This window comes from Streptomyces sp. NPDC086989 (assembly GCF_044745505.1).
GTDB lineage: Bacteria > Actinomycetota > Actinomycetes > Streptomycetales > Streptomycetaceae > Streptomyces.
Window position 1 is genome coordinate 596,547 of the sequence record NZ_JBIVAL010000001.1, and the last position, 21,548, is coordinate 618,094.

The 21,548-nt window shown below is 74.7% G+C and carries 16 protein-coding genes and 1 tRNA gene; 8 read left to right on the forward strand and 9 right to left on the reverse strand.

The features are described from left to right. Positions 1 to 64 precede the first annotated feature (64 nt). The 5 genes from ACIPK4_RS02820 to ACIPK4_RS02840 are packed head-to-tail and all read left to right on the forward strand — an operon-like array spanning position 65 to position 8,106. On the forward strand, positions 65 to 1,330 hold the full coding sequence (locus tag ACIPK4_RS02820; RefSeq protein WP_402309065.1) for a hypothetical protein: 1,266 nt from the start codon (positions 65 to 67) through the stop codon (positions 1,328 to 1,330). Then, a complete protein-coding gene (locus tag ACIPK4_RS02825; protein WP_402308818.1) occupies positions 1,327 to 4,089 on the forward strand; it encodes a tetratricopeptide repeat protein in 2,763 nt (920 codons plus the stop codon). Before ACIPK4_RS02820 ends, ACIPK4_RS02825 begins: the two co-directional genes overlap by 4 nt. 3 nt (positions 4,090 to 4,092) lie before the next feature. Then, complete coding sequence (locus ACIPK4_RS02830) at positions 4,093 to 5,640, forward strand: protein phosphatase 2C domain-containing protein (protein WP_402308820.1); 1,548 nt, start codon at positions 4,093 to 4,095, stop codon at positions 5,638 to 5,640. A gap of 43 nt (positions 5,641 to 5,683) precedes the next feature. Continuing rightward, positions 5,684 to 7,009, forward strand: coding sequence for a VWA domain-containing protein (locus ACIPK4_RS02835; protein WP_402308821.1), 1,326 nt, complete (start codon positions 5,684 to 5,686; stop codon positions 7,007 to 7,009). 53 nt (positions 7,010 to 7,062) lie between these two features. Beyond that, positions 7,063 to 8,106 (forward strand): FHA domain-containing protein, encoded by a 1,044-nt coding sequence (locus ACIPK4_RS02840; protein WP_402308823.1) that lies wholly within the window; start codon positions 7,063 to 7,065, stop codon positions 8,104 to 8,106. A gap of 15 nt (positions 8,107 to 8,121) precedes the next feature. On the opposite strand, the gene ACIPK4_RS02845 is transcribed toward ACIPK4_RS02840, so the two are convergent. Then, positions 8,122 to 9,138 (reverse strand): methyltransferase domain-containing protein, encoded by a 1,017-nt coding sequence (locus ACIPK4_RS02845; RefSeq protein WP_402308824.1) that lies wholly within the window; start codon positions 9,136 to 9,138, stop codon positions 8,122 to 8,124. A gap of 99 nt (positions 9,139 to 9,237) precedes the next feature. Between ACIPK4_RS02845 and ACIPK4_RS02850 the strand changes: the two genes are divergently transcribed. Further along, positions 9,238 to 9,642, forward strand: a complete 405-nt coding sequence (locus ACIPK4_RS02850) for a globin (RefSeq protein ID WP_054226817.1) — start codon at positions 9,238 to 9,240, stop codon at positions 9,640 to 9,642. Positions 9,643 to 9,858: 216 nt separating this feature from the next. Here the strand turns inward: ACIPK4_RS02850 and ACIPK4_RS02855 are convergent, their stop codons facing one another. The 8 genes from ACIPK4_RS02855 to ACIPK4_RS02890 all read right to left on the reverse strand — a co-directional run bounded on the left by ACIPK4_RS02855 (position 9,859) and on the right by ACIPK4_RS02890 (position 20,178). Further along, on the reverse strand, positions 9,859 to 10,572 hold the full coding sequence (locus ACIPK4_RS02855) for a hypothetical protein (protein WP_402308826.1): 714 nt from the start codon (positions 10,570 to 10,572) through the stop codon (positions 9,859 to 9,861). After that, positions 10,569 to 11,030, reverse strand: coding sequence for a thioesterase family protein (locus ACIPK4_RS02860; protein WP_054226819.1), 462 nt, complete (start codon positions 11,028 to 11,030; stop codon positions 10,569 to 10,571). Before ACIPK4_RS02860 ends, ACIPK4_RS02855 begins: the two co-directional genes overlap by 4 nt. Positions 11,031 to 11,046: 16 nt before the next feature. Continuing rightward, a complete protein-coding gene (ettA, locus tag ACIPK4_RS02865; RefSeq protein WP_078658346.1) occupies positions 11,047 to 12,711 on the reverse strand; it encodes an energy-dependent translational throttle protein EttA in 1,665 nt (554 codons plus the stop codon). 452 nt (positions 12,712 to 13,163) lie between these two features. Further along, positions 13,164 to 14,645, reverse strand: coding sequence for a bifunctional phosphatase PAP2/diacylglycerol kinase family protein (locus ACIPK4_RS02870; protein ID WP_402308828.1), 1,482 nt, complete (start codon positions 14,643 to 14,645; stop codon positions 13,164 to 13,166). A gap of 191 nt (positions 14,646 to 14,836) precedes the next feature. Continuing rightward, a complete protein-coding gene (locus ACIPK4_RS02875; protein WP_402308830.1) occupies positions 14,837 to 15,904 on the reverse strand; it encodes a thioester domain-containing protein in 1,068 nt (355 codons plus the stop codon). A 293-nt stretch (positions 15,905 to 16,197) separates the two neighbouring features. Next, positions 16,198 to 16,605, reverse strand: a complete 408-nt coding sequence (locus tag ACIPK4_RS02880; RefSeq protein ID WP_402308832.1) for a single-stranded DNA-binding protein — start codon at positions 16,603 to 16,605, stop codon at positions 16,198 to 16,200. Positions 16,606 to 16,727: 122 nt separating this feature from the next. Continuing rightward, positions 16,728 to 18,560 (reverse strand): GTPase, encoded by a 1,833-nt coding sequence (locus tag ACIPK4_RS02885; RefSeq protein WP_402308834.1) that lies wholly within the window; start codon positions 18,558 to 18,560, stop codon positions 16,728 to 16,730. A 4-nt stretch (positions 18,561 to 18,564) separates the two neighbouring features. After that, on the reverse strand, positions 18,565 to 20,178 hold the full coding sequence (locus ACIPK4_RS02890; RefSeq protein WP_402308835.1) for a dynamin family protein: 1,614 nt from the start codon (positions 20,176 to 20,178) through the stop codon (positions 18,565 to 18,567). Positions 20,179 to 20,510: 332 nt separating this feature from the next. On the opposite strand from ACIPK4_RS02890, the gene ACIPK4_RS02895 reads away from it, so the two are divergent. Further along, positions 20,511 to 20,583 (forward strand) — tRNA-Arg (locus ACIPK4_RS02895). Between the two features lie 167 nt (positions 20,584 to 20,750). Next, positions 20,751 to 21,497, forward strand: coding sequence for a class I SAM-dependent methyltransferase (locus ACIPK4_RS02900; RefSeq protein ID WP_402308837.1), 747 nt, complete (start codon positions 20,751 to 20,753; stop codon positions 21,495 to 21,497). Positions 21,498 to 21,548 lie beyond the last annotated feature (51 nt).

Consider the following 21,548-nt stretch of genomic DNA (forward strand, 5'->3'; position numbering starts at 1 on the left):
GGGAGAGTCGGAGCCCGATGTCAGGAAAGCGGAGGCGGGGTCTGTGGAGGCGCAGTCGGCAGTGATGGACCGGGACGACGTCGACCGTGCCCTGGCCCGGCTCGGCGCGGAGCACGAGGCCGTGGAGACCTCGCTGCTCGCCCTCCAGGACCATGCCGGGCGCCGGCTGCTGGAAGGGGCCGGGCTGACCGGCGTCACCAAGGAGCGGTGGGCGGCGGCCGACGCCGCCATCACCCGGCTGTGGACGTACTTCGACGCCTACAGCGGGGCGCTGGAGGCTGCCCGGGAGATCCGCGAGCGGCGCCGCTGGCCCGGCCGCGACGAGCTGGTCGAGCTGACCGAGCGGCTGCGCGGGCCCGGGGTGCTGATCGCGGGGGCCGCGGCGGAGGGCGCGGCGCTGGCGGAGCGGCTCTCGCTGGCCGAGCTGGTGGCCCGGATGAACGAGCTGTACGCGAGTTCGCTGGACGTGGTGGTGGCCGCCGACTCGGTGTGGTCGGCGCTGCCCGCCCGCATCGACCTGCTCGCCGCCGAACTGCACCGCACGCGTTCGCTGGCCCACTCGGTGGGGGTGCGGCCCGGGGAACACCCCTCGGGCGACGACCTGGAGGCCATCACCGCCGAGCTGACGGCCCTGCGGGAGCAGGTGATCGCGGATCCGCTGGCGTTCTGGCAGCCGGTCTCGGGGAGCTCGGCGCCCGGCGGCGGCCGTCCGGACACCACCCGCTACGACCGGGCCGCGGTCGCGCTGGAGGACGTACGGCGCGAGATCGAGGCGGTCCTGGCGGTACGCCAGGACGCCGAGCAGCGGCTGATCGCCCTGCGGGACGTGCTCTCGCGGGCCGACCGGACCCTGGCGGAGGCGCGGACCGCGCGCGGCGAGGTGCTGGCGAAGATCGCGGCTTCGGAGGTGCCGGTCGTGAGCGGGCCGCCCACGGCGCTCCAGGAGCAGCTGGCGGCGGCGGCCGAGTACCGGCGCCAGGCCCGGTGGCACCGGCTCTCGCCGCTGCTGGACTCGCTGGAGGAGCGGGCCGAGGAGGAACTGCGCCGGGCCCGCGAATCGTTGACGGCGGTGACGGCGCCCCTGGCGGTACGGGCGGAACTGCGCGGGCGGCTGGACGCGTACAAGGCGAAGGTGGCCCGGCACGGCATGGCGGAGGATCCGCTCCTGATCGAGCGGTACGACACGGCGCGGCGGATGCTGTGGAGCGCGCCCTGCGACCTGCGGGCCGCGGAGCAGGCCGTGCTGCGCTACCAGCAGGCCGTGGCCGAGTCACTGGCACCGCCGCAGCCGCAGTACCGGCCCGAGGGGCCGGGGAAGGAGGACGCATGAGTCCGGTCGGAACCGCGTGCGTTCGCCCCGGCTGCCCGGGGTCGTACGAGGACATGGGCGGTGGCGAGCTGTACTGCGACACCTGCGGTCTGGCGCCGGTCGGGGCCGTCGCGGCGGGTGCGCAGGAGCTGGTCTCGCCGCCCACGGGCATGACGAGCGCGGCCCGGAACGGGGATTCGCACGGCTCCCGGGGTTCGCACGGCTCGGACCGGTCGGGCCGGTCGGGGTCGGCGCGGTCCTCGCGGTCCTCGCGTTCGTCGTCCTCGCGGCGCTCGGTGTCGGGCCGGCTCTCCCGCTCGCTGCCGGGGGCCTCGTCCACGCGCTCGGTGTCGGTGCGCAGTTCGGGTTCGGCGGCCGGCCCCTCGGGGCGCAGCCGGCTGGGCGCCGGGCTGGTCAACATCCCGGAAGTGCCGCGTCCCGACCCTGCGGCGGCGGTGCTGGAGAACCCGGAGGTGCCCGAGCGCAAGCGGTTCTGCTCGCGTTCGGACTGCGGGGCTCCGGTGGGCCGCTCCCGCGGTGACCGGCCGGGCCGGACCGAGGGCTTCTGCACCAAGTGCGGGCACCCGTACTCCTTCGTGCCCAAGCTGCGCGCCGGGGAGGTCGTCCACGGCCAGTACGAGGTGGCCGGCTGCCTGGCGCACGGCGGCCTCGGCTGGGTGTACCTGGCGGTGGACCGGGCGGTGTCGGACCGGTGGGTGGTCCTCAAGGGCCTGCTGGACACCGGGGACCAGGACGCGATGGCCGCGGCGATCTCGGAGCGGCGTTTCCTCGCGGAGATCGAGCACTCCAACATCGTGCGGATCTACAACTTCGTGGAGCACCTGGACCAGCGGACGGGTTCGCTGGACGGGTACATCGTCATGGAGTACGTGGGCGGCAAATCGCTGAAGGAGATAGCGAACGAGCGGCGGCGGCCCGACGGCCGGCGCGATCCGCTGCCGGTCGAGCAGGCCTGCGCGTACGGGATCGAGGCGCTGGAGGCGCTCGGGCACCTGCACAGCAGGAACCTGCTGTACTGCGACTTCAAGGTCGACAACGCGATCCAGCAGCAGGACCAGTTGAAGCTGATCGACATGGGCGCGGTGCGCCGGATGGACGACGACGAGTCGGCCATCTACGGCACCGTGGGCTACCAGGCGCCGGAGGTGGCCGAGCTCGGCCCCTCGGTCGCCTCCGACCTGTACACGGTGGCGCGCACGCTGGCCGTCCTGACCTTCGACTTCCAGGGCTACACGAACGTGTTCGTGGATTCGCTGCCGGACCCGGAGCACATCGAGGTGTTCGGGCGGTACGAGTCCTTCTACCGGCTGTTGGTCCGGGCGACCGACCCGGATCCGGACCGGCGGTTCTCGTCCGCCCAGGAGATGGCGGACCAGCTGACGGGCGTGCTGCGGGAGGTCGTCGCGCTGCAGACGGGCCGGCCGCGGCCGCAGCTGTCGACGCTCTTCGGGCCGGAGATCAGGGTTCCGGACACCCGGCTGTTCACCGAAGGGGCCGGGGCCGAGGTGTCCCGGCTGGGCGCGCGGGCGGTGCCGGGGCGCGCCGTGGGCGGTCTGCGGCTCGGGCGCAGGCCCGGGGCCCCGGCGACCGGGCCCGCTCCGGCGCTCGCGGGTGCGCCGGTGCCCCCGGTGCCCGCCGGGCCTCCGGGGGCGGCGGCCCTCTCGGCGCCGCTGGGGACGACGGCCACGCACAAGGCCGGCGCCGCCGCGCTCGCCTCGGCCGGTCGCCGGGCCCCGGTGCCGGCGGCCCGGCAGGCACCTCCGGCGACTGCGGCCGCACCCGCGGCTGCACCGGGGGCGGGGCCGGTGCCGGTGCCGGCGGTGCGGCCCATCGAGCTCGCCGCGCTCGACGCCCGGGGCATGGCGCTGGCCCTGCCGGTACCGCTGGTGGACTCCGGTGACCCCAACGCCGGCTTCCTGGCCGGACTGCTGGCCACGGCACCGGGTGACCTGCTGGGCGCCCTGCGCTCGGCGCCCGCGGACTCGGCCGAGCTGCGGCTGCGCGAGCTGCGGGCCCGGCTGGAGCTCGGTGAACTCGCGGCGGCCGGTGCCGCCCTGGCCGATCTGGAGGGCCGGCATCCCGACGACTGGCGGGTGGTGTGGGCCCGCGGGGTCGCCTCGCTGGCCAGCGGGGACGACGAGACGGCGGCCCTGTCGTTCGACGCCATCTACGACGCCTTCCCGGGCGAGCCCGCGCCGAAGCTGGCGCTCGGCCTGTGCGCTGAGGTCCTGGGGCAGTTGGACAACGCCGCCGAGTACTACCGGCTGGTCTGGATCACCGACCCCGGGTTCGTCAGCGCGGCCTTCGGACTGGCGCGCGTCCAACTCGCCGCGGGCGACCGGCCCGGGGCGGTGCGCACCCTGGAATCCGTGCCGGAGGCGTCGATCCACTACACCGCCGCACGGGTGGCGGCGGTACGGGCACGCCTGCGCGACCGGTCTCCCGAGGAGGCCCTGCTGCCCGATCTCGTGGCGGCTGCCGCGCAGGTGGAGGCCCTGGAGCGGTTCGGCCTGGACGCGGTGCGCCACGAACGGCTGTCGACGGAGGTTCTGGGCTCGGCCCTGGACTGGGTACTGTCGGGTAGCCGGGGTTCCGACCCCGGCCGGACCTCGCTGCTCGGCAGTCAACTGGACGAGCGGGGCCTGCGCTTCGGCCTGGAGCGCTCGTACCGCGTCCTCGCGCGGCTGGCGCAGCGGGGCGAGGACAGGATCGAACTGGTGGAGCGGGCAAACCGTTTCCGCCCCCGGACGTGGGTGTGAGTGATGTCGATGCATCGGCCGTCTGGCTGCCCCAGCTGTGCGGAGCCCCTTGAGGAGGGTGACCGTTTCTGCGGCGTCTGCGGCTCGCCCGTGTCCGCCGCTCCCCCGCCCGTGTCCCGGGACAATCCGACGCTCCCGATCCCGACGCTCCCGCCCGCCCCGGCGGGCCCGACGGGGGGCTACGCCCTCGCGGAGCCCGCGCCCGGGTGGGGCAGCGTCGCGGCCGGGGCGGCGCCCACGCTGGTCGGCGACACCGCCGGATGGCAGGGGCAGGCGGAACCGGCCGACGACCCCGCCGCGGAGCCGGCGGCCCGGCCCGGTCCGGTCCCGCCCCCCGCCGCCGCGGCCCGGCCCCTGCCACCGCCGCCGCCGGCCGCCGCGCCCGCCCCCGTACCGCCGCAGGGCTCCTCGTACGGCACGCCCGATCCGGCGGCGGGCGGCGAGATCCGCCACGACCGGCCGGGCAGCACCCCCACCCCGCCCGACGGGACCCCGTGGGGCTCGCCCGAGGCCCCGTACGGCGGTGCCGGCCCCGGGCACGAGGACCCGTACGCCGCAGCGAGCGCGCAGGCGGGCGGTTCCGCGGACGGCGGGAAGACCTGCGTGGCCTGCCGGGCCGGGCGGGTCGACACCGACGGGTACTGCGAGCACTGCGGGCACGCCCAGCCGCGCGAGCGCGACCACCTGGAGGAGGAGCTCGGCAGCGTCGCCGCCGTCAGCGACCGGGGGCTGCGCCACCACCGCAACGAGGACTCGTTCGCGGTGGCCGCCACGGCCCTGCCCGACGGCTCGGCCGCCACGGTGGCCGTCGTCTGCGACGGCGTCTCCTCCGCCAGCCGCCCCGACGACGCGTCGGCCGCCGCGGCCGCCGCCGCCAACGAGGCCCTGCTCGAAGCCCTCCCGCGCGGCACCCACCCCCAGGAGGCCATGCACGGCGCGATCCTGGCCGCGGCCGCCGCCGTGAACGCCCTGGCCCCGGAGGTCCCGGGCGCGCAGAACGCCCCCGCCTGCACCCTGGTCGGAGCCGTGGTCAGCGGCGGCCTGCTGACCATCGGCTGGGTCGGCGACAGCCGCGCGTACTGGATCCCGGACGACCGCGAGGCGCTGCCGCGCCGCCTCACCGAGGACGACTCGTGGGCGGCCCAGATGGTCGCGGCCGGGCTGATGGGCGAGGCCGAGGCGTACGCCGACGTCCGCGCCCACGCCATCACGGGCTGGCTCGGGGCGGACGCGTACGACCTGGAGCCGCACACCGCCACGTTCAAGCCGGACCACGCGGGAGTGGTGGTCGTCTGCACCGACGGCCTGTGGAACTACGCCGAGTCCGCACAGGACATGGCCCAGGTGCTGCCCGCCGACGCAGCCGCCCGCCCCCTGCACAGCGCGCAGGTCCTGGTGGGGCACGCCCTCGACGGGGGCGGCCACGACAACGTCACGGTGGCCGTCGTACCGTTCGCCGCGCCCGCCGTCACGGCGACGGAGGCCGCACCGGGGCCGCAACAGCCGCAAGCGGAACCGGAAACGGAGGCGGAAGCACCCCCTCAGCCCTGATCCACCCGCCCCGCACCCCGTCCCTCTCCCAGGAGTCCAGTCGATGGCGAACTTCGCCAAGCCGAGCGCCCCGCGCTTCAGCGTCGAGGTGTACCAGAACGAGTTCCTGCCCGAGGGCGGTCGGGACGTCCACGCCATCGTCACGGTCACCTCCTCGGGCGGCGCCACCGCCACCCGTGCGGCGGCCGCCCACGGCTCGGCCGCCGTCGTGATCATGGTGGACTGTTCGGGGTCCATGGAGTACCCGCCGGACAAGATGCGCGGAGCCCGGGAGGCGACCGCCGCCGCGATCGACACCCTGCGCGACGGCACCGCGTTCGCCGTCGTCGCGGGCACGCACGTGGCCAAGGAGGTCTACCCCGGCCAGGGCCGCCTCGCCGTCGCCGACCCGGCGACCCGGGCCCAGGCCAAGGAGGCCCTGCGCGGCCTGAGCTCCGGCGGCGGCACCGCCATCGGCACCTGGCTCCGCCTCGCCGACGGCCTGCTGCGCCAGTCCTCCGCCACCATCCGGCACGGCATCCTGCTCACCGACGGCCGCAACGAGCACGAGGATCCGGCCGTGCTGCGCGCCACCCTCGACGCCTGCGCGGGCCGTTTCACCTGCGACGCGCGCGGGGTGGGGACGGACTGGGAGGTCAAGGAGGTGACCGGCATCGCGAGCGCCCTGCTCGGGTCGGCCGACATCGTGGCCGACCCGGCGCACCTCACCGAGGACTTCACGCTCATGATGGAGAACGTCATGGGCAAGGAGGTCGCGGACGTCGCGCTGCGCCTGTGGACCCCGGTCGGCGTGGAGATCCAGTACGTCAAGCAGGTCGCGCCCACCGTCCAGGACCTCAGCGACCGCCGCACCGGGGCGGGCCCGCGCGCCGGCGACTACCCGACCGGGTCCTGGGGCGACGAGTCCCGCGAGTACCACGTGTGCGTCCGGGTCCCCGTCGCGTCCGTCGGGCAGGAGATGCTCGCCGCCCGGGTCACGCTCCTGCTGCCCGGCGCACCGGGCGAACCGCCGGCCACCCTCGCGCAGGGCCTGGTCCGCGCGGTGTGGACGGACGATCTGGCCGCCTCCACCGCCATCAATCCCCAAGTCGCCCACTACACGGGGCAGGCGGAGCTCGCGCAGGCTATCCAACAGGGGCTGGAAGCGCGCAAACTGGGCGATGTCGACGGCGCCACGGCCAAGCTCGGCCGCGCCGTGCAACTGGCGAGCTTCTCCGGAAACGCAGACACGGCCAAATTGCTGGCGAAGGTGGTGGATGTCGTCGATGCGGCGGCGGGTACTGTGCGGCTGAAGGCGAAGGTCGCGGACGCCGACGAGATGACCCTCGAAACGCGTTCGATCCAGACCGTCCGAGTGAAGAAGTCCTGAGCAACCTGAGAAGACCTGACGCGAAGACGCAGGCTGAAGGGGGAAGAGCCGCCATGCCGACCTGCCCGAACGGGCACCAGTCCGCCTCCGACGACTGGTGCGAGGTCTGCGGCCACCGCATGGCTGCCGCCGCTGCGGCGCCCGCGGCGCCCTCCTACGGCTACGGCTACCCTCCCACGACCGGTGAGCCGACCGCCCAGGCGGAGCTCTGCCCGCAGTGCCGGACCCCGCGCGAGGCCATGGCCCCGTTCTGCGAGGAGTGCCGGTACAACTTCCTGACGCGCTCGGCGACCTCGTACACCCCGCTCGGGACGGACGCGGGAGCCGCCGGCGGTAACGGCGCCGGGGCCATCCCGCCGCCTCCTCCGCCGCCGCCCGCACCGCCGGCTCCCGCACCGGCGGCTGCCGCAGCGGCGCCCTTCGCGCAGGACCACTTCGACTACCAGGGTTCCCGGCCGTCCCGGGTCAACCGGCCGGCCGAGCCGCTGCAGGGCGAGGACGACTGGCTGCTGCCGCCGCCGGCGCACGAGCAGCCGCAGCAGGTTCAGGCCCCGGCCCCGGCCCCGCAGCAGTACCGGCAGCCCGAGTACCAGCAGCCCGAGTACCAGCAGCAGAACGAGTACCAGCAGCCGCAGCCGGCTCACCAGGCGCAGCAGCAGGTGCCCCCGCAGCCGTTCCCGCCCCAGAGCACGGGCGCCTGGAGCGCGACGATCGGCCCCGACCGCTCGTACTTCATGGCGATGATGCAGCGCAGCGGCCCCGAGGCGGCCGCGCTCAACCTGCCCGCGTACTCCCCGGAGCAGCACCTTCCGCTGTCCGGCGGCCAGATCACCATCGGCCGCCGCCGCGCTTCCACGGGCGAGTCCCCGGACATCGACCTGTCGGTGCCCCCGGAGGACCCGGGCGTCTCCCACCAGCACGCGGTGCTCGTCCAGCAGCCCGACCTCAGCTGGGCGGTGGTGGACCAGAACTCCACCAACGGCACCACGATCAACGGCGGCGAGGAGCCGATCCAGCCCTACGTCCCGGTCCCGCTCTCCGACGGCGACCGGGTCCACGTGGGCGCCTGGACCACGATCACCATCCGCCGGAGCTGATCCCGGCCCGCTCCGCTACTCCCCCAGGGGCCATACGTAGGGGCCCTGGGGGTCGTCGAGCCATGCCCACTGCCCCTCCGCGCTGACGGTCACCCCGAACCGCTCGCGGCCGGGCCGGCCCTCGCCGCGCCACAGGTCCAGGGCCTCGCGCGGATGCAGGGCGCCCGCGGTCAGCACGAGCATGAACTGGAACCGCTCGTTCTCCACCAGCTCGTACGGGAGCCCGTACGGCAGCCCGGGCGCGGCCGGCGAGGCCGTGGCCCCGCGCAGCGGGACGAAGTACGCCGGGGTGTGCAGGAAGCGGCCCTCCGCGAGGTCGGCGTCCTGGACGCGCAGCGCGATCAGGCCGGTCGACAGCGGGGCCAGGATCCGCGCCCCGGGCCGGCACTGGCCGAGCCAGGCGTGCGGGACGAGCGGCAGCGTGCAGGTCACCAGGATCCGGTCGAACGGCGCCCGGGCCGGGCAGCCGCGCGCGCCGTCCCCGGTGACCACGGCCGGCCGGTAGCCGAGCCGGGCCAGGTGCGCCCGCGCGGACTCGGTGATCTCCTCGTCCAGGTCGACGGTGGTGACGTGCTCGTCGCCGAGCCGGTGGCACAGCAGCGCGGCGGTGTAGCCGGTGCCGGCGCCGATCTCCAGCACGTCGTCCCCGTCGCGGACGTCCAGCGCCTCCAGCATCTTCGCCATCAGGGACGGCTGACTGCTGGAGGAGACCAGCTCGCCGTCGCGCAGCCGGGTGGCGAGCGGGGTGTCCGTGTAGACCCCGCGCAGCCAGCGCGCCCGGCGGGCCGGGTCCGGGTCCTCGCCCCACAGCCGTTCGTGGCCGGCGCCCCGGCCGGTGAAGAAGTACGGGACGAAGACGTGCCGGGGCACCGCCGCGAAGGCGGCCCGCCAGGCGGGGTCCTCCAGCACCCCGGCGGCGGTCAGCTCCCGCACCTGCGCGGCGTGGGCGGCGTCCCGCAGGTCCCGCGTCTCGCCCTCCGCGCCGTGCGGGGGGCGCGCGGTGCGCGTCGAGCGTCCCGGATGTGCACCCATGGCTCCACTGTCCTGCCGACGGGCGCCGGAGGCGAGCGGGGGTCCGGGGGCGGTCCTAAGTCCCCGGTCCTCCGTCCGGGCGTCTGAGACGATGGTCGGGTGAATGAGATTCCGCGGGGCACGCTTCAGGAGCAGACGTTTTACGAGCAGGTGGGCGGCGAGGAGACGTTCCGCCGCCTGGTGCGGCGCTTCTACCAGGGGGTCGCGGAGGACCCGCTGCTGCGCCCGATGTACCCGGAGGAGGACCTCGGACCGGCCGAGGAGCGGTTCGCCCTGTTCCTGATGCAGTACTGGGGCGGCCCGAACACGTACAGCGAGAACCGCGGGCACCCGCGCCTGCGGATGCGGCACGCCCCGTTCCAGGTGGACGCCGCGGCGCACGACGCGTGGCTGGGACACATGCGCGTGGCGGTGGACGAGCTGGGCCTGTCGCCCGAGCACGAGGCGCAGCTGTGGCGGTACCTGACGTACGCCGCTGCCTCGATGATCAACACCGCGGGGTAGCAGGAGGCCTCACCGTACGCACCCACGTACGCGGAACCCGGACCGGAACGCCGGGGCGGCCCGGCCGGCCGGAGGCCACGCCGACCGCCGCCCGGGCCGACGGGAGCCCGGGTCGGCGGGAGGTCAGGCCGACCGGAGCCCGGGCCGGCGGGAATTCGGGCCGACCGGAGGCCGGACCGGCGGAGGCTAGAGCGGCGGAGGCCGGAGGCGCGGAGGCTAGAGCGGCCGGACCTGGAGGGCGCCCAGGCCGCCGGCGCCGCCGGGGCGGCGCACCGCGATCGAGCCGTACGGGGTGCGCAGCCGCAGCCAGCCCCCGGAGGCGAGCAGGGCCACGGGGGCGGGGGCTTCGGGTGCGCCGGCGCCGCTGGCGACGGCCGACCGGACGGGCCGCAGGAAGCCCAGGGACTGCGCGGCGTGCACGGCGCGCAGCGGGAGTTCGGTGTCGCCGAGCGTCCGCGACCAGATCTCGCGGCCGATGCGGTCCCGCTCCGCCCGGGTCCGGTGCTGCGGGGGCAGGGCTTCGTCACGGGCCCGGAATTCGGCGACGGACGCGCTCACCGCGGCCCGCACCTGCTCGGGGCCGGGCAGCCCGGGCAGCTGCTGCCAGCCACCGCGGGGCGGGAGCACCCCGGTCCAGGGCGGGCCGGTGACCGGCCCGGGGACGACGGCGCTCGCGGCGTCCTCGTCGACGGATTCCAGCAGCTCACCGGCGGACACGGTCACGTCCAGCGGTCCGGGGACGGGCACGGCGAGGCGCACCGTGCGGATGGCCAGCACCTCGAAGGAGGCCGGCCGTCCGAAGACGGCGACCGCGCCGCCACCCGCCTGGAGGCGGACGGCGGCGGCCCGGTCGTAGTGCAGCAGCCGGCCCAGGAAGGCGGCGAGGTCCGCCGCCTCCCCGGAGTCGGCGAAGCACAGCCGTTCGGTCATGCGGCGATGCGGCCTTCCGAGCGCGGGCCCACGGGCTCGTCGAGGTACTTCTCCAGGAAGTGCTTCTCCTCGGCCGTGATGCGGCGGGGCCGGCCCTCGGCGAGGTTGTACGGCACGACCACGGTCGAGGCCCGTACGTAGACCTTCTCCGGTGCGTCCTCGGTCGCCTCGTCCTTGACCTCGTAGCCGATGGTCAGCGACGCGGCACCGATGCGGGTCACCCAGGACTCGATCAGGACGGGCTCGTGACGGTGCACGAGGGGCAGCTTGTAGTCGATCTCGTGGCGGGCCACGACGGACCCGCCCGTGAAGGACTCGCTGCCCTCCCCCGGCGCCAGCCGGAACATGAAGTCGATCCTCGCCTCCTCCAGGTAGCGGAGGAAGACCACGTTGTTCACGTGGCCGAAGGAGTCCATGTCCGACCAGCGCAGCGGGCACCGGTAGTGATGTCTGGCCATGATGAAGGTCGCAGCCTCAGCCTCGGGTGAGCTTCTTGTACGTGGCGCGGTGCGGACGGGTGGCGTCCGGGCCGAGCCGCTCGATCTTGTTCTTCTCGTAGGACTCGAAGTTGCCCTCGAACCAGAACCACTTCGAGTCGCCCTCGTACGCGAGGATGTGCGTGGCGACGCGGTCCAGGAACCAGCGGTCGTGGGAGACGACCACGGCCGCACCGGGGAACTCGAGCAGTGCGTTCTCCAGGGAGCCCAGGGTCTCGACGTCGAGGTCGTTGGTGGGCTCGTCGAGGAGCAGCAGGTTGCCGCCCTGCTTCAGGGTGAGCGCGAGGTTCAGGCGGTTGCGCTCACCGCCGGAGAGCACGCCGGCCGGCTTCTGCTGGTCCGGGCCCTTGAAGCCGAAGGCGCTGACGTACGCGCGGGACGGCATCTCGACGTTGCCGACGTTGATGTAGTCCAGCTCGTCCGACACGACCGCCCAGAGGGTCTTCTTGGGGTCGATGTTGGCGCGGCCCTGGTCGACGTACGAGATCTTGACGGTCTCGCCGACCTTGATCTCGCCGGAGTCCGGCTTCTCCAGGCCCTGGATCATCTTGAAGAGCGTGGTCTTGCCGGCGCCGTTCGGGCCGATGATGCCGACGATGCCGTTGCGCGGCAGCGTGAACGACAGGTCGTCGATGAGGACCTTGTCGCCGAAGGCCTTCGAGAGGTTGTTGACCTCGACCACGATCGAGCCCAGACGCGGGCCCGGCGGGATCTGGATCTCCTCGAAGTCCAGCTTGCGCATCTTGTCGGCCTCGGCCGCCATCTCCTCGTAACGGGCGAGGCGGGCCTTGGACTTGGCCTGGCGACCCTTGGCGTTGGAGCGGACCCACTCCAGCTCTTCCTTGAGGCGCTTGGCGCGCTTCTCGTCCTTCTTGCCCTCGACCTTGAGGCGCTCGGCCTTCTTCTCCAGGTAGGTGGAGTAGTTGCCCTCGTAGGGGTGGGCGCGGCCGCGGTCGAGCTCCAGGATCCACTCGGCGACGTTGTCGAGGAAGTAGCGGTCGTGGGTGACCGCCACGACGGCGCCCTTGTACTGGGCCAGGTGCTGCTCCAGCCAGTTCACGGACTCGGCGTCGAGGTGGTTGGTGGGCTCGTCGAGGAGCAGCAGGTCGGGGGCCTCCAGCAGCAGCTTGCAGAGGGCCACGCGACGCTTCTCACCACCGGAGAGGTTGGTGACGGGCCAGTCGCCGGGCGGGCAGCCCAGGGCGTCCATGGCCTGCTCCAGCTGGGCGTCGAGGTCCCACGCGTTGGCGTGGTCCAGGTCGTCCTGGAGCTTGCCCATCTCCTCCATCAGCTCGTCGGTGTAGTTCGTCGCCATTTCCTCGGCGATCGCGTTGAACCGGTTGAGCTTCTGCTTGATCGGGCCGACGCCGTCCTCGACGTTCTCCAGGACGGTCTTGGACTCGTCGAGCTTCGGCTCCTGCATGAGGATGCCGACGGAGTAGCCGGGCGAGAGGAAGGCGTCACCGTTCGACGGCTGCTCGATGCCCGCCATGATCTTCAGAACGGTGGACTTACCGGCACCGTTCGGGCCGACCACACCGATCTTCGCGCCGGGCAGGAAGTTCAGGAAGACGTCGTCAAGGATCACCTTGTCGCCGTGTGCCTTGCGCGTCTTGCGCATGGTGTAGATGAACTCAGCCAAGAGAAACCGTCCGGCAGATCGATGGTGGGCAGATACACCCCATCTTGCCAGTCGTCCACCCCTACGGGCGAATGGGTAGGTCACCCCCGGGGTCAGCGCAGGCGCAGGGCGCCCGGGCCCGGCCCCCGATGATCTCCCCCAGGACGTCGAGCAGGGTCGGGCCACGGCGGCTGCCCGCCTGCACGAGCTCTCTGGCCGCGCGACCGCCGTTCGTCGGGTGGCAGCGCGCGGGCCCGCCCTCCGGAGGGCGGGCCGTCCCAGGGGTGGCCGAGCGCTGGGCGGGACAGCTCGTGATCGCGCCACTCGACCTGCGGCCCCCGAGCCCAGGCCACCGCCCCGGCTGGCCGGGCGGTCGGGCGGCCAGGGCGGCTGGGCGGCCGGAGCGGCCGGGCCGGGCGGAGCGGTCGGGCCGGCTGGGGCGGCCGGGCCGGCTGGGGCGGCCGGAGCGGTCATTACGGGCGGTAGACGGTCAGGGCGTCCGGGAGGGTGTCGAGGACGAGCGCGACCGGGGCCCGGCTGTACTCGCCGTCGTAGGCGAGCGGGGTGCCCGGCGGGATCTCCCCGATCCGCAGGCTGCGCAGCCGCGTGGCCGTGTGGACGGGGCTGCGGCTCAGCGGTCCCGCGAAGGCGGCGGCGAGCAGACGGGGGCCCGGGCGGCCGCCGCCGTGCACGAGGCGGAGGTCGAGCAGGCCCTCTCCGAGGCTCTCGCGGCGGCGGGGGGTGGGGCCGGTGCCGTGGTAGGTGCCGTTCCCGGCGAACAGCAGCCAGACACTGCGCGGACGCCCGGCCAGCAGGAGCCGTACGGGCCGCTCCGCGCGCAGGACCCGCCAGGCGGCCAGCAGCGCGGCGGGACCGCCGCCGATACGGGGCCCCCAGCGCAGCCGGTGCCGCAGCAGTTCGGGGTAGGCGCCGATGCTGAAGGTGTTCAGGAAGTAGCCGGGCCGGCCGTCCTCGGGGTCCGGGCCGGGGGTGAAGCGGCCCACGCCGACCCGCACCGCACGGCCGGCGGCGAGGGCGCGGCAGGTGTCCTCGGCCCCGCCCAGTCCGAGGTCCAGCGCGAAGTGGTTGAGCGTGCCGCCGGGGAACACGGCCAGCGGAATCCCGGCGCGCAGAGCGGCGGTGGCGGCGGCGTTTATCGTGCCGTCGCCACCGCACACGCCGAGCACGGTGGACCGGGCGGCCGCGGCCGCCAGTTCCGCGGGCAGGTCGGCGCCCGCGCAGTGGACCACCTCGGCCTTGGGCAGCCGGGTGCGCAGGATGTCGAGGCCCGCCTCGGCGGCCGTGCCGGACCCGGTGTTGACGACCACGGTGAGCCCGGACCCGTCCGGCAGTGCGGGTGCGTCGCCGGCCGTCCTTTCGGCGCCGGGCGACAGCCGGGCCTCCTCCAGGCGGCGCACGACACGGCGTACGGCGAAGCCCGCGGCCACGCCCAGCGCCGCGCCCGTGACCACGTCGGAGGGGTAGTGGACCCCCGTGTAGACGCGGGAGAACGCCACCGACGCGGCCACCGGCGCCAGTGCGGCGCCCCACCCGGGCGCCTGCAGCGCCAGCCCGGTGGCGAAGGCGAACGCGGACGCCGAGTGGCCGGACGGGAAGGAGGTGGTCGTCGGCTGCTTCACGAGCCGGCGCACCTCGGGGACCCCTTCCAGCAGCGGCCGGGGCCTGCGTACGGACCACTTGCCGATGGTGTTGACGGTCGCCGAGGCCAGCGCCAGGGAGGCGGCTCCGCACAGCGCCGCCTTGCGCGCCCGGGCCGAGCCGACGACCGCGATCACCGCGGCGGCCCCACCCCACAGCACCCCGTGGTTCGCGGCCCGCCCCAGTCCGGGCAGCACCCGGTCGGCCGCGGGCCAGTGCCGGCGGGCCACCTCGTCGAACAGCTTCCGGTCCCAACGCGCGGCGGCGCCCCGCCAGGTCAGCTCTTGATCAACCATTTCGAGCGCTTACCCGCAGCACCCGCCCCGGAATCAGCCCTCTTTGCCCAACCATCCCGAGGAAGCGTCCCGCCAGCCGAATGCCGGAGCGGCCCCGGTGAACAGGTCCCGGTCGTGTCGTCGACGTCCCGTCCCGCCGGCGGGGCCGGCCCCGCCCTTCCGGCGGCCGACGCTACTTCGACGACGCTCCCCTAGGCCTGGTCCTCTTCCTCGTCCAGCGGGCGCTTGCGCAGCAGGAGGACCACCAGGCCGCCCAGCACCACCAGGCCCACCGCCAGCGAGGCGATGACGGGGGTGGCGGCCGAGCTGCCGCTGGTGGCGAGCCGTTCCTCGTCCGGGCTGGACTCCGACGCCGCCGCGGCCGCGGCGGCAGCCGCTGCCGATGCCTGCGTCGGGGACGGCGCCTCCCCGGCGGCCGGTGCCTGCGCCACGACGGGCTGCGGCCAGACCGCGTTCGCCGTCACCGCCGACGCGGACTCGCTGGAGCCGGCCACGATCTGCGCCTGGGCCGGCAGCTCACCGGTGAAGACCCGCCCGACCGGCACCTTCGTGGATCCCTGGACGGTGACCGAGGCCGTGCCGTCAGGGGTGCCCGCAGGCACCTCGAAGTACAGCCGGCTGCCGTTGCCGGCGGTGGTCAGCGGCCGCCCCTCGGCGTCCACCACCCGCACCCCCATCGCCACGGCCGCCGCGTCCGGGGTGACCGTCACGCTCTGCGCGCCGGTGCGCACGGTGACCGGCCCGAGGCGGGAGCCCACGGGGCCCGACACGCTGCCGGGATCCAGCCCCAGCGAGGCCGGCGGCTCCGGGAGCCTGCCCGCCGACCGCTGGAGGTAGTCGGCCAGCTTCTCCGCCGCCGGGTCGGCGGCCTCCACCTGTGCCCCGTCCGCCAGCCGCCAGATCGCGACCTGGGTGCCGGCCGCGGCGCTCTCCGCGGTCAGCGCTCCGGCCCCGGCCGCCTTGGCCAGTCCGGCGAGGTCGTTCAGCTGCGGATAGGAGTGTTCGAGGACCCAGCGGATCCGGCCGGCCTCGCCGTTGCCGGCGAGCAGGCTGCCGTTCCAGCCGGTCTCCGTGTACCGGGTCTGCGGCAGGGCGTTGCCCGCCACGCCGACTCCGTAGGTCTGGAGCATCCCGCCGCCGTCGACCCGCATCTCGTACAGCCCGGCGGGAATCTGCCGGACCGACCCGTCCTTGGCGCGCAGGACCGCCTGCCCGTACGTCTTGAGTCCGTCCAGCACCGCGCTGGCGCCCTCGCTCATCCGGGGCGTGGATCCCCCGGTGTCGGCGGCCGCCCGCGCTCCGGGGGCGGCGGCCAGGGCCGCGGCCAGCAGCGCGGCCGCCAGCGGTCGCCGCCCGGCACCCCGCGGGGACGACGGACGAACGGAATCCGGAACCGATTCGATGAACGAAGCAGGTACCGGACCAGGTACCGGACCAGAATCGGAATCAGGAGCGGAGGATGCGGGAACGGCAATCGACACAGTCTTCCCCTTCGGGCCGGCAGCGGCCCAGGTGCCCGTGAGTACCGGGGAATCCTAACCGCCACGAACACTCAGACCACCGCCGCCTTCTGAGTGGCCATCAGTGGGGGTTCCGCCTTGACGACCCGCCGGAACGCCGCCGTCCCCCGGTTCAGGTCGTGTCCGACGGCGGTCGCGTCGATCTCCGCCGAGATCCACCGGTTGCCGTCGCCGTCGGGTGGGTCCTCCCGCACCCGCAGCCTCCCGTGCACCACCAGCGGCTCCCCCACCGCGACGGATCCGGCCAGGTTCACCGCGAGCGTGCGTCGCGCCCACACGGTGTAGAAACTGGTGGACCCGTCCGTCCAGGCGTCCTTGCGCCGGTCGAAGTACCGCGGCGTGACGGCGAACCGGAACCGCGCCGACGGCCCGTTCACCGTCTCCTTGTAGTCGATCTGCGTGGCCACATGGCCGACCAGCGTCACCAGGGTGTCGTTCATCCCGGCAGCCCTCCCCCGTTTCCGTACCCGTGTCCGCATCCGCGTCGGGCCCCGCACGGACCATCCGCACGAGCTGCGCACCATGCTGGCGGGACCCCACGCTTCCCGCTCGGGCCTGTGGACTACTGGCGGGTTGTGGACAACCTCGTCCCCCCTGCGGACACCGTCGCGTACTGCTCGCGCACCTCGCGGTAGCGCAACAGCTCCGCCGCCACCGGCTCCAGCACCCGGGCCCGCCCGCAGCCCGCCGCGGCCTGCCTCAGCCGGCGCTCCGCGTCCTGCCCGTACCGTCGCGCCGGGCCCCGGGCCGCGATCGAGCAGGCCCACTCCACGAGCGGCCCGCCGACGATGCCCGCCGCCATCAGCAGCACCGGCGGCATCAGGCGCGGCCCCAGCACCCCGGCGATCTGCCCGACCAGCCACAGCCCGCCGTAGATCTGCACCAGGGTCATCGCGGCCTGGGCGAGCACCGCCGCCGGCCACCACCTTGGCCGCGGCGGCTTGACGCTGGGCACCGCGACCGCGGACCCGAGCGTCACCGCGATCTCGTCCAGCGCCTCCGGGAGCTGCTCGGCCCCGCGCACCGCGGTCTCCCGTACCGCCTGCGCCCAGGCGTCGGGCAGCCCTTCGGCCGCCGCGTCGGCGACCGTCCGTACGGCCTGTTCCACGCGCTGGCGGGCCGTCACCTCCTCCTCGGCGGGGGGCTGCGCCGCTGCCGGGCCGCGGCCGCCGATCACCGCCAGTGCGGCCAGCCCGGCCAGTGTGCGCGGGGCGCGCCGGTTCTCGTACCAGCGCCACAGCCGCAGCCACGGGGTGCCGCAGGCCTTCCCGGCGTTGCGGCGCCAGGCCCGCTCGGCGGCGAGCCCGGCCGCGTACGCGCCGACCGCCTCCGCGAGGCGGTCCTCGAACTCGGCGCGCGCCGCCTCCCCGATCTCCGGCCCCGGGTGGCCGTCGGCCACGTACAGCGGGCGCAGGCGCAGGGCGGCCCGGTCGACGTCGGCGGAGATCCGGCGGGTCGCGGCTCCCTTCTCCTGGGTGAACTGGGCGAGGAGCTCCCGCAGTTCCCCGACACCCTCGCCCGTCAGCGCGGACAGCCCGAGGACGGTGGCGCCGGGTTCGTCGTGCTCGCCGAGGGCCATGCCGTCGTCGTCCAGCAGCCGCCGCAGGTCGTCCAGTACGAGGTCGGCGGACTCCCCGGGCAGCCGGTCGATCTGGTTCAGGACGACGAACGTCACCTCGGCGTGTCCGGCCAGCGGCCGCAGGTACCGCTCGTGCAGGACCGCGTCGGCGTACTTCTCCGGGTCGACGACCCAGACGACGGCGTCGACGAGGGCGAGCACCCGGTCGACGTGCTCGCGGTGGGCACCGAGCGCGGAGTCCAGGTCCGGCAGGTCCACCAGGACCATCCCGCGCAGCGCCCCGGCCTCGGAGGTCTCGCGCGGCCGACGGCGCAGCCGGCCCGGGATCTCCAGCCGGTCGAGCAGCCCGGCCGCGCCGTCGGACCAGCTGCAGGCGATGGGTGCGGCGGTCGTCGGCCGGCGCAGTCCCGTCTCGGAGATCTGCACTCCCGCCAGTGCGTTGAAGAGTGTGGACTTGCCGCTTCCGGTGGCTCCGGCGATCGCGACGACGGTGTGCTGCGGGGACAGGCCGCGCCGCGCGGCCGCCTCGTCCAGCACCCGGCCGGCCTCGGCGAGGGTCTTGCCGTCGAGCCGGGTCCGGGAGAGCCCGACCAGCTGGCGCAGCGCTTCGAGGCGGGTGCGCAGGGCCTGCCCTTCGGGGCTGAGCGGCGGCGAGGGCACCTTGCCCCCGTCGCTGCCGACACCGGAGACGGCACGGACCAGCGCGTCGTCGCCCTCGTCGCCCCCGTCCTCGACGTCGGTCTCGCCGGTGCGGCGCGAGCGTGCGATGAAGCCGTCGTCCCAGCGGTCGTCGGTGCGGTCGGTCACGGTGGTCACCGCGTCACCTCTCCTTCTGCAGTAGGGACAGCGCGGCGATCAGCTCGGCCTGCGGTTCGGGCGTCACCTCGAGCGCCTCCAACGGGGCCAGCCGGCGGTCCCGTTCGGCGCGCAGCACCTGTTCCAGGTGTTCGGCGACCAGTTCGCCGCCGCGGTCGCGCAGCCGTACGGCGGCCTGTACGCCGATCCGCTCGGCGAGCTTCTCCCCGGCGGGCCGGGCCCGTTTGCCGCCGAGGAGGGCCGCGACGAGCAGGGCGGCGATCCCGTCGGGGTCGGGCGCGGGCTGCTTGTCGAGCCGGGCGACCTCCTCCTCGGCGAGTTCCTCCAGTACGCGCCGCCAGCGCCGTACGGCCACGCCGATACGTTCCGCCGCCACGGGGTCGGGCCCGGGCAGCCGCACCGCCCCGGCGGCCGGCTCGCGCCGCCAGGCCTGGGCGATGCGCTCGTCGGCGGCGGCCACCGCGCACTGGAGCAGCGCGGCGAGCGACTCGGCGAGGGAGTCGAGCAGTTCGTCGGCGCTGGTGTCGAGGGGGTAGCCGCGCCAGCGGGTCAGGGCGTCCCCGGCCAGTACGGCGCCCTGGTCCAGCCGGTTGCGCACCCGCTTGCCCTCCCTCCTGTACGCGTCCTCCACGGCCGCGGTCAGCCGTACGGCGGCGGCGTGCTGGGCGGCGACGGCGGACGCCAGCTCCGGCATCCGGCGCCCGAGGGAGTCCAGCGCGCCGAGCGCGGTCCGCCCGACGGCGTACTGCCGGGCGGCCGGGTCCTGGGCGTGGTGGGCGAGCCACGCGAACAGCGGGGCGACGGCGCTGGCGGGCAGCAGTCCGCCCCCGCCGGCCGATTCGGGCAGCTCGGGCACCGTGAACCGCGGTACGTCGCCCAGCCCGGCCCGGGTGAGCAGGGCCCCGTACTGCCGCGAGACCTCGGCGAGCACCTGGTGCGGGACCCGGTCGAGGACGATGCCCAGGGTGGCCTTGTACTGCTTGGCGGTGCGCAGCAGGTGCCAGGGGACGGCGTCGGCGTACCGCGAGGCGGTGGTCACCATGACCCAGACGTCGGCGGCGCAGATGAGCTGGGCGGCGAGTGTCCGGTTCTCGACCACGAGGGAGTCGATGTCGGGGGAGTCGAGGATGGCGAGTCCGCGCGGCAGGCCGGCGACGGTCTCGATGCGCAGCTCGCGGGTGGCCGCGGTGTTCTTGTGCCCGCGGTGGGAGCCGCGGTGGGGGCCGGGGAGGGGGTCGTCCTCGCCGGGCGGCGCCCAGACGCGCATCAGGTCGGGCAGCACCCGCATGCCTGCGAACCAGTGGTGGTCGTCCGGATGGCAGACCAGGACGGGGATCCGGGTGGTGGGGCGCAGTACGCCCGCCTCACTCACCTGGCGTCCCACGAGCGAGTTGACGAGCGTGGACTTACCGGCCCCGGTGGACCCGCCGACGACGGCGAGCAGCGGCGCCTCGGGCGCCTTCAGCCGGGGTACGAGGTAGTCGTCGAGCTGCGCGAGCAGCTCGGCTCTGGTCTGACGGGCGCGCGGGGCGCCGGGCAGGGGCAGCGGCAGACGCACGGACGCGACCCGGTCGCGCAGGGCGGACAGGGCATCGAGCAGCTGAGGCCGAACATCCAAGGTCACCACATGCGAAGAATGCCCAATTTAGGACCATTTTTGAAGCTTATACGCCCTCTGCGCGCCGACCGCGACTCCAGCGGGACCTTCTGGACACAGCGGACGAGTGGGGCGCAGGCATAACGAGTGCACAACACCAGGGGCGCCGCGGCGCAAAAGCGGTGCGAGAATCGCACCTGCCTGCGATTATCGGGACCGCTTCACCGAACCTCCACATCGTGGCACGCGGGTGAAGCAACCGGGACAAGGCAACCGGAGCCCTATCCTTGACCCGGCACGGACGACAGTCCCACCCCCACCCCGGGGCTCCAGGCCACCACGGCCACCTTCCGGCCCCCGTAGCTCAGTGGATAGAGCAGGTGCCTTCTAAGCACTTGGCCGCAGGTTCGAGTCCTGCCGGGGGCACTCTCCACGTCCCACCTCCAGCCCTCCCCCCGGGGAGGGCTTTCGTGCAGGTCAGGGGCTTGCTGGGGGCCTGGTGAGGGGCCGGCCGAGGGGGCGGGGGCGGGGCGACTCCACCTACTCGGGGCGCGTTCGGTGCCGTTCGGGGGTGCCTGCGGGAGGATGGGGGGATGACGGACGGATCCCGGGAGCGGGCGCGGTCGTTCAGTTCCGCGGCGCAGCGGTACGCCGAGCACCGGCCCTCGTATCCGGACGCGCTCCTCGATGCCGTGGAGGAGCTCGCCGGGTTCGCGCTGGCCGGGGCGCGCGTCGCCGATGTGGGGGCCGGGACCGGGATCGCGACCGCCCTGCTGCACGCCCGCGGGGCTCGGGTCGTCGCCGTCGAGCCGGGCGGGGGGATGGCCGCGGAGCTGCGCCGGCGCAACCCGGACGTACCCCTCGTACGCGGGGACGGGGACCGGCTGCCGTTCGCCTCCGGTTCCCTCGACCTCCTCACGTACGCGCAGTCCTGGCACTGGACCGACCCGGCGCGCTCGGTCCCCGAGGCCCTGCGCGTGCTGCGGCCCGGCGGGGCGCTGGCCGTCTGGTCCAACGACCCGGACACCGGCGTGGGGTGGATCGCCGACCAGCAGGCGCGCATCGAGAAGAGCTTCGGCCCGGGCTGGTACATCAACGACCATCCCCGGTCGCAGGGCGGCCTGGAGTTCACCACCCGGCTGCTGCACTGGTCGCGCCGGATCCCGGTCGAGGCCCACCTCGCCAAGCTGGCGACGCACTCCCTCTTCCTGATCGGCGCGCCGGGCACCGGCGAGTTCCTCGCCGCCGAACGCGATCGGCTCCGCGCGCTGTTCCCCGGGGGGACGGTCGAGGAGCACTACGTGGTGGACCTCAGGCTCGCCCCTGCGCCGGGGGTCTGAGGAGTGTCGTCAAACTCCCCTCGTCGCCCGCGGAGCAGAAGGGACTCCGAC